11 protein-coding genes are annotated in these 13,112 nt (G+C 68.6%); 5 read left to right on the top strand and 6 right to left on the bottom strand.

Features of this window, described 5'->3' with window-relative positions; genetic code table 11:
• Positions 1-3: 3 nt before the first annotated feature.
• The 3 genes from B0I29_RS44850 to B0I29_RS44840 all read right to left on the bottom strand — a co-directional run bounded on the left by B0I29_RS44850 (position 4) and on the right by B0I29_RS44840 (position 3,956).
• Positions 4-549: a DUF5825 family protein gene (locus tag B0I29_RS44850; protein ID WP_111655287.1), complete on the bottom strand. Its 546-nt coding sequence runs from the start codon at positions 547-549 to the stop codon at positions 4-6.
• A gap of 1 nt (position 550) precedes the next feature.
• Complete coding sequence (locus B0I29_RS44845) at positions 551-2,389, bottom strand: RiPP maturation radical SAM C-methyltransferase (protein ID WP_111655286.1); 1,839 nt, start codon at positions 2,387-2,389, stop codon at positions 551-553.
• Positions 2,390-2,672: 283 nt separating this feature from the next.
• Entirely contained in the window at positions 2,673-3,956 is a 1,284-nt protein-coding gene (locus B0I29_RS44840; protein WP_220091617.1) for an MFS transporter, read from the bottom strand.
• 183 nt (positions 3,957-4,139) lie between these two features.
• On the opposite strand from B0I29_RS44840, the gene B0I29_RS44835 reads away from it, so the two are divergent.
• From B0I29_RS44835 to B0I29_RS46500, 5 genes are read left to right on the top strand one after another with little or no spacing between them, the layout of a single operon-like run.
• Positions 4,140-5,396: an amidohydrolase family protein gene (locus B0I29_RS44835; RefSeq protein ID WP_111655285.1), complete on the top strand. Its 1,257-nt coding sequence runs from the start codon at positions 4,140-4,142 to the stop codon at positions 5,394-5,396.
• Positions 5,393-6,142, top strand: coding sequence for an alpha/beta hydrolase (locus B0I29_RS44830; protein ID WP_181558335.1), 750 nt, complete (start codon positions 5,393-5,395; stop codon positions 6,140-6,142). Before B0I29_RS44835 ends, B0I29_RS44830 begins: the two co-directional genes overlap by 4 nt.
• 49 nt (positions 6,143-6,191) lie before the next feature.
• Entirely contained in the window at positions 6,192-6,836 is a 645-nt protein-coding gene (locus B0I29_RS44825; RefSeq protein WP_111655283.1) for a hypothetical protein, read from the top strand.
• Positions 6,833-7,996, top strand: a complete 1,164-nt coding sequence (locus B0I29_RS44820; RefSeq protein ID WP_111655282.1) for a PrsW family intramembrane metalloprotease — start codon at positions 6,833-6,835, stop codon at positions 7,994-7,996. Before B0I29_RS44825 ends, B0I29_RS44820 begins: the two co-directional genes overlap by 4 nt.
• Positions 7,997-8,007: 11 nt before the next feature.
• Entirely contained in the window at positions 8,008-10,011 is a 2,004-nt protein-coding gene (locus tag B0I29_RS46500; protein ID WP_220091616.1) for a serine/threonine protein kinase, read from the top strand.
• Here B0I29_RS46500 and B0I29_RS44810 read toward each other — a convergent pair.
• Genes B0I29_RS44810 through B0I29_RS44800 form a run of 3 tightly spaced genes read right to left on the bottom strand, consistent with a single transcriptional unit; the run spans position 9,920 to position 12,283 of the window.
• Entirely contained in the window at positions 9,920-10,996 is a 1,077-nt protein-coding gene (locus B0I29_RS44810; protein ID WP_111655281.1) for an ABC transporter permease subunit, read from the bottom strand. The two genes, B0I29_RS46500 and B0I29_RS44810, sit on opposite strands and share 92 nt — an antisense overlap.
• 31 nt (positions 10,997-11,027) lie before the next feature.
• Positions 11,028-11,885, bottom strand: coding sequence for an ABC transporter ATP-binding protein (locus B0I29_RS44805; RefSeq protein ID WP_111655280.1), 858 nt, complete (start codon positions 11,883-11,885; stop codon positions 11,028-11,030).
• Positions 11,882-12,283, bottom strand: coding sequence for a GntR family transcriptional regulator (locus tag B0I29_RS44800; protein ID WP_111655298.1), 402 nt, complete (start codon positions 12,281-12,283; stop codon positions 11,882-11,884). Before B0I29_RS44800 ends, B0I29_RS44805 begins: the two co-directional genes overlap by 4 nt.
• Between the last annotated feature and the right edge of the window lie 829 nt (positions 12,284-13,112).

The raw sequence follows: 13,112 nt of genomic DNA, 5'->3' as shown, positions 1-13,112 counted from the left end.
CGCTCAGGCCGCCCACGCCGGGATCGGGAAGTGGCGGATCCGGTGCGGCAGGACGAGATGACTGTCGCCGGCGCGCAGGACCAAGCCGAAAGTCTCCGCGTCCGCCAGCATGTCCCGGGTCGCCGGGTCGAGTTCGCCGGCGTGGCTGGTCACGGCCATCCGCAGGAAGCCGGACGCGTCCTCGTCCTCGATGCGCATCCGCCTGGCGTCAGCGCCGGGCCGCAGGTCTTTCACGATCACGAATCCGGGGCCCTGCCGATAGTGGAAGCACCCGTAGCGGTGCAGGGAGGACCACTCCTTCGCGTACGCCCGGGCCGCGCTGCCGGTCCCGGAAACCGGCGGGATCAGATGGCACAGCCGGTCCACCGGTAGGTCCGGCTGACCGTCGAGGGTCCAGGTCAGCCGGACGACGTGGCTGGTGGCGGCGACCAGCAGCCGCAGATCCTCCAGGCCGTCGCCGGGCCGCAGCGGCTCGGTCAGCCGCACCCGGGTGAAGGTGAGGCCGGCGAGGCCGGCCCCGCGAAGCTGGTCGGGTGGGAGTTCGTACACGTCAGGCCTTCTCCATTTTCACCGGGTCGCTGGGCACCGCGAGCGTGACGAACCGGTTCGACTCCTCGAAGACCAGGCCGTTCCGCTTCAGTTCGGCCACCCATGCGGTGAGCGAGGCCGGTGCGACGTCGTGTGCCTGGGCGGCCAGCCGCCGGTGCAGCCCCTGCACGGTGTGACCGTTCTCCAGTTCGAGGTACGCGGCACGCCACACGCCTTCGATCCGGTGATCGCGTTCCGGCCAGCCCTTGCGGCGGTCCTCGATCACGATGGCGTCGCCGTCGTCGTGACGGTGGAGCCAGCTGTCGTTGTAGTCCGCGAGCCAGGAGTCGCACCGGTCGCGCAGCGGGGCGGCTTGCTCGACGGACAGCCCGGCGTGCGGTGTGTCGAACATGTAGACCAGGTCGGTCAGTTCCTCCTCGCTCAAGGCGTAGAGGTACTGGTAATGCGCGGCGGGATGCCGTTCCGGGAAACCCAGCGCCGGGTTGTCGAAATGGGGACTGAACCGTTCGAGGCAGATGCGGGCGACACCGATCGGCGGCTGCAGGTGAACCAACGCCGGCAACTGGGACAGGACCGGCTCGTACGCGGACGGGGTCTCCCCCGGAAATCCGTAGAGCCAGTTCCAGATCACGGTGAGGCCGGTTGCCTCGCCGTCGCGCAGGGTGCGCACGTTGTGCGTACCGGAAACGCCTTTGTCCATCAGACCGAGGACGCTGCTGACCAGGGATTCGATTCCGGGCTGGATCTGGCGCACGTGGCCGGCGTGCAGCGCGGCCAGGTCGGCGGGCTTGAGGTTGGCCTTGACCTCGTAGTGGATGCGCAGGTCCCAGTCGAGTTCGGCCAGACGCGGCAGCACACTGGTGAAGAACGCGTTGTCGATGATGTTGTCGACCATCCAGATGTCGAGTACCTGGTGCCGTTTCACCAGCGTGGTCACCTGGTCGAGGACCGCGTCCGCGGGCAGGGCGCGGAACGCCATCGCGGTGCCGTTGAGCCCGCAGAACGTGCAGTGGTGTTTCTCGCCCCACCAGCAGCCGCGGGCGGTCTCGAGGAACAGGCACGGTTCGACGTACGCCGCGGCCGGGGAAACGGCGAGCCGCTCGTAGTAGTCCGCGAAGTCGGGGATCGCCAGGCGGCCCGGGCTGATCGCGGTGCCCTGCTGGTTGCGGCGCTGGACGTCGCCGGAGTCGCGCCAGACCAGTCCGGGAACGGCCGCCAGGTCACCGTCGCCGCCGAGGGCGCGCAGCAGCGCCGGAAAGGCGTCCTCGGCCTCGCCGCTCACCACGAAGTCCACGAACCGGAAGTTGCGGTGCAGCGCGGCGCCCATCGGCCCGTCACAGTTGCCGCCGCCGAACACCACGGTCACCTCGGGGGCGAGTTCCTTGAGCCGCTGTGCCGCGGCCAGGCTCGGCACGTTCTGCATGAACGTGGTGCTGAACCCGACGATCGTGGGCTCGGTCTCCAGGATCTCCTTGACCGCCAGGTCGATGAAGTCGGCAGCGTGCTCGCGCATCCGCAGAGCCTGCGTCACGTCGATGCCCCGGGCAGCGGCGTGCGCGGTCAACCCGGACACACCGAACCCCGGGTCACGGTGCAGCACGCCGGCGAAGACCCAGTCGCCGACGCCGTCGAAGATGCCACCCTCGGCGATGCCGCGGTAGTCGTGCGGGTTGATCTCCTCGCCGGTACGCGCCATCAGGAACTCGGCCCAGCGCAGATAGGCGGGGTAGATCTCGGGTTTGGGCAGCCCGGCCCGAGTCGCGACGGCACGCAGGATGCCCAGCGGCAGGGACGGGCCTTCCAGGGACTGCCAGGGCATGGACACGAGAGTTACCGGCATGGAGCCTCCCCCGGGAGCGCGGACGGGGAAAGGCCGTCGCCGGCCCTTCCCGGTCCGACTACTTGTTCTCGAGGCTCCTGATCGGGATGATGCCGGTCGAACGCGGCAGTTCCTTCTTGGTCCGGGTCTCGTCCGGCCGCTTGACGTTCTCAACTTTGATCTTCATCGTTCACACTCCCCGTACGACGACATTGATCGCTAGCTATCGATATCCTTTATAAGCGTCAAGCCACCGTCAAGGCCCGGCCGTTACCGGCCCGTTAAAAGAGCGCCCGTTGCCGGGTCAGCGAATCCGGCGGACGAACGTCACCGTCACCGCGGACAGCACGCCCAGCACCGCCAGGACCGTGAAGAACGCCGGGTAGTTGTCCTGCCCGCTCACCGCCAGGACGGCAACCGCGACCAGTGGCGCACCGACGTTCGGCAGCAGCGTCGCCACCTGGTAGACGCTCATCGCCTTGCCGGCGTGCGCCTCGTCCGGCACCACCTCGGCGGCGATGGCGATGTCGACGGTGAGATAGATGGCCTGGCCGATGCTCAGGATGATCCAGCCGATCAGGAACCCGGTGAGGCTCTGCGTCACGGCGGCCACGATCAGGCCGGCGGCGAGGACGATCGCGCCGATCACCACGAAGACCTTGCGGCGGCCGAGGCGGTCGGACAGATAGCCGGAGAGCAGGAAGCAGACCACCGACACGGGCGTCGAGATGGCGGTGAACGTCGCGTACTTGGCGGCAGCGTCGTCGATGCTGAGCCCGGCGGTGTCGGTGAGATAGAAGGTGGCGTACGTCTGGGTGCCGACGTAGGCCAGGCCGATCAGCAGCCGGCTCACCCAGTTCCAGGCAAAGTCGCGGTCACCACCGGTACGCAGCCAGTAGCTGTTCAGGAAGTCGTGGAACGTGTACCGGGGAAACGGTTCCGGGGAGACTCGATCAGCGTCGCGGACAACGTACCCAAGGAAGATCGTCGCCCCGAGGGCGACCAGTCCGGGGAGCGCGAGCATCGGCAGGGGTTGATCCACCAGGGCGCTTCCGAGGAAGACGCCGCTGAGCACGGCGAGTGAGACCACGAAACCGATCAGGCCGGAGAGACGGGCGCGCAGCCGGTCCGGGACGAATTCGGGGATGAGCGGGAGGAATCCGGCGAACGCCGCGCCGGCGCCGAGGGACGCGAGCGCCCAGCCGAGCGCTACCCCGGCGACCGACGGCACGGCACCGGAGATGGCGAGGCCGATCAGGGCGAGCGCCGCGCCGCCGACGAGCCAGGGGCGACGGCGGCCGAAGCGGCTGCGGGTGCGGTCGCTGAGCGCTCCGAACAGCGGAAGCGTCGCGATCGACAGCACCGCGCCGATCAGGATGACGGTGGAGAGCGCGACGGTCTTGTCGGCCGGCGCGATGTCGGCGATCCGGATGGACAGCGTGACGATCTGCGGCGTGAGGCTGGCGAAGTAGAGGCCGAACGCCGCGAGCACCAGCGCGGGGAGGAGGAGCTTCGGCGGTGGGGCATCAGCGTGCAGGGCGACTTCGAGGTCGGCCTCGGGGGTCTGGGTCATCATCTCTCCACGCATGCATTCTCACTGTATGAAAGTGAGTTTCGGCGAATGTGAGGCGACTGTATGACCGCCGTCACTCACTGTCCAGAGTTTCGAACCCACAGGATGTGGCGGTTGACACAGCCGGGGCTGCGAGAAACACTCGGGTAACACGAAAAGCGGAAAACCACTTTCATAGAATGAAAGTAGAGGCACGGCATGGCACGCACGGTCTTCACCAACGGGCTGGTCTTCGACGGCAGCGGATCCGCACCGGCGCCGGGCGAGGTGATCGTCGACGGCGACCGGGTTGTCGAGGTCCGCGCGGGGTGGTCCTTTAAAAAGGAAGAGACCGATCAGATCGTCGACGCCACCGGCTGCACCGTGATGCCGGGCCTGATCGAGTCGCACGCGCACCTGACGTTCCCGTCGGCCGTCGGGCACATCGACCCGTCGTTCAACCCGCCGCTGGACGTCTCGTTCTTCCACCACATCGAGGGCCTGCCCACCGAGCTCGCCCGCGCCGAGCGCAACGCGCGCATCCTGCTCGACGCCGGCTTCACCTCGGCATATTCGGCCGGGTCGCTGCTGCCGATGCCCGTCGAGGTCATCCTCCGGGACAAGATCAAGGCAGGCGCGGTGCCAGGTCCGCGCATGCGCGCAGCCAGCATGGAGCGAGACAACCATCCGGTACGCCCGGACGGCCACACCGAGCCCGACTGGCAAGGCCCCGACGCCTGCCGCCGCTGGGTGCACGACATGGCCAAGCAGGGGTACGACAGTGTGAAGTTCCTGCTCAGCAACGACGACGTGTTCACACCGGGCGGCTCGCAGATCACCCAGTACACGCAGGAGGAAGCGAACGCGGCCGGCGAGGCGGCCCGCGAGGCCGGCGTCTGGCTCAACTGCCACGCCCAGTCCGCCGAGTCGGTGAAGATGGCGGTCCGCGCCGGATTCCGGTCCATCTACCACTGCACGTACGCCGACGAGGAGGGCCTCGACCTGCTCGAATCGGTAAAGGACACGGTCTTCGTCTCGCCGGCGCCCGGCATCATCTACGCCAACGTGCACGAGGGCGAGGAGTTCGGCATCACCCGCGAGGTGGCGCTGAAGATGGGCTCGGTCGACGCCCTGGAGGGCATGGCCGCCGTCTACCCGGAGATCCGCAAGCGCGGCATCCGCGCCCTGCCCGGCGGCGACTACGGATTCCCGAACAACCCGATCGGCCGCAACGCCCGCGACCTGGAACTCTTCGTCGACGTGCTCGGCTACACACCCCTCGAGGTGCTGACCGCCGCGACCAAGTACGGCGGTGAGCTGCTCGACCTCGGCGACATCGGCATGCTCAAGCCGAGTTGGATCGCCGACGTGCTCGTCGTGCGCGGCAACCCGGCCGAGGACGTACGCGTGCTGCAGAACCAGGACAACCTGATCGCCATCATGCAGGCCGGCCGATTCCACAAGGCGCCCGCGTGATCACCGTCCACCGCGAGGTGGTCTACGCGCGGGTGCCCGGTTACCGGCCCCTCGCCCTCGACCTGTACGTGCCGGAGAAACCCGCCGCCCTCTGCCTCTATCTGCACGGCGGCGGCTGGCGGGCCGGCAGCCGCACCATCGGGCCAGGGTCATTCCCGTCGTTCTTCGAGCACGTGGCCGAGTCGGGCCTCGCTGTCGCCTCGATCGATTACCGGCTCAGCGGTGAGGCCCGGTTCCCGGCCCAGCTCGACGACGTGCGGGCCGCCGCCGACTTCCTCGCGGGCTATGGCATCGCCACCGAGCGCACCGTGGCGTGGGGTGTGTCGGCCGGCGGCCACCTGGCGGCCCTCGCCGGCCTCGGGGGCGGTTTCGAGGCGGTGGTCTGCTGGTATGCCCCGACCGATCTCGGCGCGTTGGCGGCCGACGGCGTGACCGACCGGAGCCGTGAGATCGCCCTGGTCGGAGGCGACTCGCGGGAGCTGATGGACGCGGCGAGCCCGGTCCACCACGTGCACGCCGGTGCCCCGCCGTTCCTGCTGGTCCACGGCGACGCCGACACCGCGGTCCCGTTCCAGCAGAGCCGGCGCCTGGCCGCGGCGTTGACGCAGCACGGCGTGACCGCGATCGTCGAGCCGGTCCCCGGCGGCACCCACATGCTGCCCGAACTCGACACCACCGCCACTGCGACGCTGATCAAGCAGTCGGTGGGCTTCCTGCTCGATGTGACCGAGCCCATGATCTGCTGATCGCCGCGCGGCAATGCGTCGGTCACCGTCATATGACACGGTGCTAGTCATGAGCACTTACGGGGGACGTCACGTCCTGCGAGATAGCTGGATACCGGTCGAGCGACGATGGCTAGGCCTGGACCGGCGCACCCTTCTTCCCGGCCTCGTCGTCATCGCCATCGCTCTCCTGCTGCGGACCGCGATCCCGGCCATCGACCAGGCGATCCCGGTCGACAACGTGATCACCGCCGGCGACCGGATCAATCTGAACGACGGCCTGACCATCGCGCCGCCGACCGGCTGGGACCTGACCGACGGCATTCTGGTCGGTGCGAACACCGTGGAGCCCGGCGCCGGTTCGCCGTCCGCGTCGTTCGGCCAGGGCGGCATCGCCGCGCAGATCCAGGTGGCGAAGTTCGCCGGTGACGCGAACGCCCTGCTGGACCAGGTGAACCGCAACGATAGCGTGAACCCCAACCGGCCGGAGTTCACCGTCACCGGCCAGCGCGCCACGGTGACCGCGACCGGCGGGCTCACCGGCGTGGCCGAGGACTACACCAGCGCGTCACACGACGGCATCCTGGCCGCTTACACCCTGTCCGACGGCCGTGGCGTGGCCATCGAGGTCATCGGCACCGCCAACCAGCTCGCCGCCCAAACCGCGCAGATCACCGCGATGCTGCGCAGCGTCTCCTTCGAGGAGCAGCCGTGACCACTCTCGACACGGCGGCCGAAGACCGCGCCGCCGCCCTGGAAGCGTCCGGCTGGGGCGAGCCGTTCCGCCTGATCCAGGTCCGCAACCTGTGCTTCTGGGTCTTCGCCATCGGTGTCGCCGGCGGCGCCTACGACCTCATCCAGTACTTCAAGCCTGGCCTCACCCCGTACGGAACCGGCATCGGGTTCGGCGTCGCCGGGTTCGCCATCTACACCATCCCGTGGCTGATCCTGCTCTCCTACCACAACCGCTACACCCGGCTGCCCGGCAAGCTGCTGCTCGCCGCGGCGGCCTGGGGTGCGTTCGCCGCCACGTTCTGGGTCGCCATCACCGCCAACGGCGCGATCCTGTCGATCTACGGCAAGCTGTTCGGACAGGCCTGGGCCAGCGACTGGGGCGCCGGGCTGACCGCGCCGTTCACCGAGGAGACCAGCAAGGCCCTCGCGCTCATCCTGCTGATCGGCCTCGCACCGCGGCTGGTCCGCAGCCCGTTCGACGGTCTGATCATCGGCGCCTACGCCGGGCTCGGCTTCCAGATCATCGAGGACATCCTCTACGCGTACAACGCCACCATCGTCGCGTTCGGGGCCGACCAGATCGGCGCCGCCTGGCAGATCGTGGCGCTGCGCAGCCTCTCCGGGCTCTTCGGCCACGTGCTGTTCAGCGCCATCTTCTGCGCTGGGCTGATGTGGCTGCTCGGCCGCGGCCAGGGCACCCATCGCCTGCGCGGCGCCCTGCTGATGATCGGCGCGATGCTGGCACACGGTTTCTGGGACGACATGGGCGCGCTCGGCTACAAGCTGGGCGGCAACATCGGCATCTCACTGCTGTGGTTCATCGTCCTGCCGGCCGTCGATCTGCTGCTGCTGTGGCTGGCGTTCCGTCTCGCCGTACCCCAGGAACAGGCCTGGCTGCGCGCCATCCTGGCGCCGGAAACGGAGAGCGGCCTGCTCACCGACGCCGAGGTCGCGGCCGCCGCAGGCGGCTGGCGAGCGAGACGCGCCTTCCGCAAGGCGCAGCAAGATCACCAAGCGAGGGTACGCGCGAAGCACATCCTCACCGCCGCGAACGACCTGGCCCAGGAGCTGGCCGGCCACGACGAGACCAGGATCGCTCACGCCCGGTCGGAGATCACCCGGCTGCGCGGCACACGGTAGGTTCTCATGCCGTGGCTGATCCCCTGCGCGCGACCGATCCCCGGCTCATCGGCCGGTACCGGATCCTGCGCAGGCTCGGTCAGGGCGGCATGGGCACGGTCTATCTCGCCGAGGACCCGTGGACCGAACGCCTGGTCGCGGTCAAGGTCATCCGCCCGGAGTACGCACACGAGGACCACTTCCGGGCCCGGTTCCGCAGCGAGGTCGACCGGGCCCGGCAAGTACCGCCGTTCTGCACGGCCGAGGTGCTCGACGCCGACCCGGACCACGAGACACCATACCTGGTGGTCGAGTACGTCGACGGGCCCAGCCTCAACGAGGTCGTCACCGAGAACGGCCCGCTGACCGGCGGCAGCCTGCACGGCGTCGTCGTCGGGGTGGCCACCGCCCTGGCCGCCATCCACGGCGCCGGGGTGATCCACCGCGACCTCAAACCCCGCAACGTGCTGTTCGCCCTCGGCACCCCCAAGGTGATCGACTTCGGGATTGCCCGGCCGCTGGAGCCGACAAGCTTCCACACCCGTGCCGAAGAGGTCGTCGGAACCCTGGCCTACATGGCGCCGGAACGCCTCGACCCGGAGACGGACCGGCTGCTCACCCCGGCCGCCGACGTGTTCGCGTGGGGTGCCGTCGTCACGTATGCCGGGACCGGGCGTACCCCGTTCGCCGGTGACAGCCCGGCGGTCACGGCGGCGCGAATCCTCACCCAGCCGCCCCGGATCGGTGACCTGCCGCCGTACCTGGGTGAGCTCGTGATCGCGGCCCTGGAGAAGGACCCGGCGAATCGGCCGACCGCGCCGGAGTTGCTGGACCGGCTGCTCGTGCCGGGTGCTGCGAGTGCTCCCCCGCTCCCTGCCGAGCTCCGGCGCGAGGCCGAGGCGGCGAAACGGTCCGGCGGTTCCGGCGCGGCCGGCCGGCGACCGCGCCGCCGCTGGGTGACCGCTGTCGTCGCCGCAGCCGCCGTCACTGCCGCGGCATCCATCGGTGGCGTGATGCTGCGGGAACGCGACGCTGTGCCACCACCCGCTGCCACGCCTGCGGTGGTCACCGGTCCGACGCTTTTCGACTCGCTGCGCACCGAGAGCTCCATTCTCAAGGCGAGCAGCGATACGGGTTCTTGTGCGTACAAAAATGGTTTGAGGGTGAACGCGAAAGCGGAGGCCTCGATGGCGTGCGGTTCGTTCATGGACACGGTCTTTCCGCCGAGCCAGAGCGTCGACGTCACCGCGACTCTCGCCAATGCGCGTTCCTGTGCGGCGATCTGGTTCCGCGCCAAGGACAACGGCGAGGAGGAAACCGAGATCATCCATTCCTATCGTGCTTCCGTGTGTGCTGCCGAGGTCCGCCTGGAAAGCATCATCGACGGCGGAGCGACCGTCGTCTCCCGCTTTCCGACCGCGACCTCGATCGGTGCCCCACACCGGATCCGCCTGGTCGCCGACGACCGCGAAGCGGTCCTCTCCGTCGACGGAACCCCGGCGGTGCGCGGCCTGCTCACCGAGTCCTCCCTGGTCAGCGGCCAAGTTCTCGTGGGTACGGTGGCCGAGGCCGGCGGCCGCGGAACAGTGACGTTCACCGACGCGCAATTCCGGTCCGGCACCACCGCCGACGTGCCCGCAGTGCCGGAGTTCGTCACCGGCGACGCCGACCTCGTAGCCGGAATGTGGCTCCTGGAACAGGGCCGGACCGCCATCGTCGAACCGACCGAATACCTCTCCGGCGCCGCATACTGCCGCAGGTTCGCGGAGGTGAACACGTCACCGAAGTGCGCCCAGAAGTTCGTGCCGGTCCCCAGCGGCATGCAGGTGAGCGTGCCTGTGGCCGCCAGCCCGACATACCTCGACTACCGCCACGAGCCGGCGAAATGCCGCGACCCGCAGACCCTGGCCGGCACCTGCGAGGTTCCCGTCGGCGACTTCCGCATCATGTACGACGAGCCGACCCCCTGGCCCGCCCTGCTGACGATCCGCGGCGGAAAGGTGACCGCGATAGCCCACCTAGATATCCGATACTGAACAGGACGAGCACGACGGTGAGGGCGCTCAGAATGGTGAAGACCCGCCATTGCAGAGGCCAGAAACGGCTGCCGGGGACGTAGGTGAGCTGCTGGCCGAGGTTCTGCGCCGCCAGCCAGTCGCGGCATTCCTGTACCAGTTCGCCCTTGATGCTGGTGTCGCACTTCGTGGTGTCGACCGGGCCGGTGAATGTTTCCCCGGATGCGGTCACGACGCTCTCCTCGATCATCCAGGCGCCCGATATCTTGTCGTTCCCGGCATCGAGATGGACATGTGTTCCACTGACGATCAGGACCATCGGGGTGTCCGCCCGCAGCGGGGTGACCGTGGTGATCGGCTGAGCCAGCAGGCGCAACATCACCGGCGTGGCGACGATCTGAACAGCCACGACGAGCAGCAGCGTCACCGCCATCGCGGTCAGCGTGCGCCGCAGCACCAGCCCGACGGCGACCCCGACCGCGAACGCCAGCACCGCCGACCCGACCGGCACGATCCCCCGCGCCAGAAACGTGATCGGCTCGACCCGGCTCGACCCCGCCGCGTCGATCGGCGCCGCCCATCGGGTCAGCACCAGACTGACCAGGCCCGCGCTCAGCGCGGCGGCGACGCCGCCGACCGCCAGCTTCACCAGGAGCCATCGCCGCCGGCTCACTGTCTGACTGAAAACCATCCGGTACGTGCCGGACTCCAGCTCCCGCGCCACCAGGGGCGCACCCCAGAAGATGCCGAGCAGGGCGGGCAGAACAAGCAGCAACACCAGACCGGCAAGGTAGAGCGCCCCGGCCGACTCGTGCCCGATCGCCCGCAGGAACCGATCAGCGGCATCCCGGCACGCGATGTCGTCCCGGCAGCCGGTGAACCCGGTCTCCTCGGCAAGCGTGGTCACCCGGGTCCAGGTCAGTGCCAGCGCACCCACGAACACCAGCAGACCACCCGCCACCGAGAGCGCCTGCACCCGGAACTGCCGCCACGCCAGCCAGATCATCGCGGTCCCCCACTCAGGTAGGCCAGCCAGATCATCGCGGTCTCCCACTCAGGTACGCCAGCACGACATCCTCCAGATCAAGCCGGTCGACCTGCCACGACGGGTCGTCGATCGGGGCGGTGCTGCGAACGACCAGTGTGGACTGGACGTCGGTGTGGCTCTCCTCGATGACGGCCACGCTCTTCTCCAGCACCGCGAGTCCCGTGGAGTCCCGGCGGCGCCCGGCCAGCCGATGATGGCTGGCGAGCAGGTCGTCGACGTCGCCGGCAACGCGTACCTCGGAGGCCACCAGCACGATCAGGTAGTCACAGACCCGCTCCAGGTCGGCGACCAGATGCGACGACATGATGACGCTGATCCCCTGGTCGGCGGTGAGCTCCATCAGCCCTTGCAGGAACGTACGCCGGGCAAGCGGATCGAGTGCCGCCACCGGTTCGTCGAGCAGCAGCAGTTCCGGCCGCTTGGCGGCGGCAACGGTGAGTGCCAGCTGGGCGCGCTGCCCACCGGAGAGCTTCCCGGCCTTCTGCGCGGGGTCCAGCCCGACCTGGTCGATCCGGCGGTCGGCGAGAGCCCGGTCCCAGGACGGATTGAGCCGCGCACCCAACCTGAGGTGCTCGGCGACGGTGAGGCCGGGATAGACAGGGGTGTCCTGAGCGACGAAGCCGACTTCCTTGACGCCGCTGACCGGCCTCTTCCCGAGCACCTCGATCCGCCCCGCGGTCGGATCGAGCAGCCCACAGGCCAGCTGAAGCAGGGTCGACTTGCCGGCCCCGTTCGGCCCGACCAGCCCGACAACCCGGCCGGCCGGGATCTCGAGGGTGCAGTCGGTGAGCGCCGTGCGTCGTCCGTACCGTTTGGTGAGGTGGTGCGCGGTGAGCGCGTCAGTCATGTCCGTCCTCCGGCCCCGGCTGCCGAAAACGACCGGAACGCGCTGACCATCAACGCCTCGATGCTCTCGTCATCAAGCCCGGCCTCCCGAGCAGCGCCAAGCCAACGCTGCAGCTCAAGCCGCAGCGGCTCATGCCGGTCGAGCGACTCCCCACCCAGCGTCCGGGTGACGAAGGTCCCCACCCCGGGCCGAGCCGAGACAAGCCCTTCGTACTCAAGCTCCCGATAAGCCTTGGACACCGTGTTCGGGTTGATGGCAACCCGAGCCACCACCTCTTTGACGGTGGGCAGCTTGTCCCCCTCCTGCAGGACCCCCAACCGAAGCGCGTGCCGAACCTGCTGGATGAGCTGCATATAGGGCGCCACCCCCGACCGCCCGTCAAGATGAAACTCAATCACCGCCAACCCCCATCCCACTAGTTACCTAGCACAATAGAGCCCATCGACAGTGATCGCCACCCGGACAACGACCTCTGCCGGAGGCCCTCCTTGCGTGGACTGGATAGCTGACCCGGCTCGGCGCCCCGACCGCCCCATGGCTACGCCCCAAACAGTCACCCGAGAAAATCAGCACCGTTCTCGGCGCGTCAGAAGCCCGGGCCGCGGCGCCGGCTTGCGCCCATGGTCGCGCAAAGCCCAAAAAACACGACCCCAAGCACAAGCCACCCACCCGCCAGCCGAACTGCAGACATGGGCAACCGGCCGACAGCCACAGCGGCCCGAAGGCGAGCCGTAGCTCAGCCATTGAATGAGTCAGCAATGACGTGTCTGAACTACGGCTCGTGCCTCCCGGCCGTACTCCAGCCACGGTAAGAGGACCCGATGAGATATCTGAGCTACGGCTCAGCCCGCCCAACAAGCCCTTAGAAGTAGAGCAACAAGCCGCTCAAGCCCGGGTAGCGAATGGCAGCGTGCGGGAGTCGCATCGCGCAGAAATAGCGCAGGCAGCGACGTGGCCGGCGCGGACCGGCCAAAGATCGAGGAGTTTCCTCGACCACCAGGCGTGAGAGAAAGTCGGCCAGGTGAGCAAGGTTGTGGGGCGGGGATGGGTCACGCAGGGATCAAGCCTGACCGCCCTGCGTGACCCATCCCCGCCCCACAACCGTCCCAGCCGGCAGCAAAAAACGGCCTGGAAATGCAGAAAGCCCACCCGGGATGCCCGGGTGGGCTTTCATACAAGTTGAGTCCGGCGGCGTCCTACTCTCCCACACCCTCCCGAGTGCAGTAC

Origin of the sequence: Actinoplanes lutulentus (assembly GCF_003259845.1) — a bacterium.
GTDB classification, from domain to species: domain Bacteria; phylum Actinomycetota; class Actinomycetes; order Mycobacteriales; family Micromonosporaceae; genus Actinoplanes; species Actinoplanes lutulentus.
The sequence above is the reverse complement of the archived record's forward strand: the minus strand, read 5'-3'. Positions and strand labels throughout refer to the sequence as shown.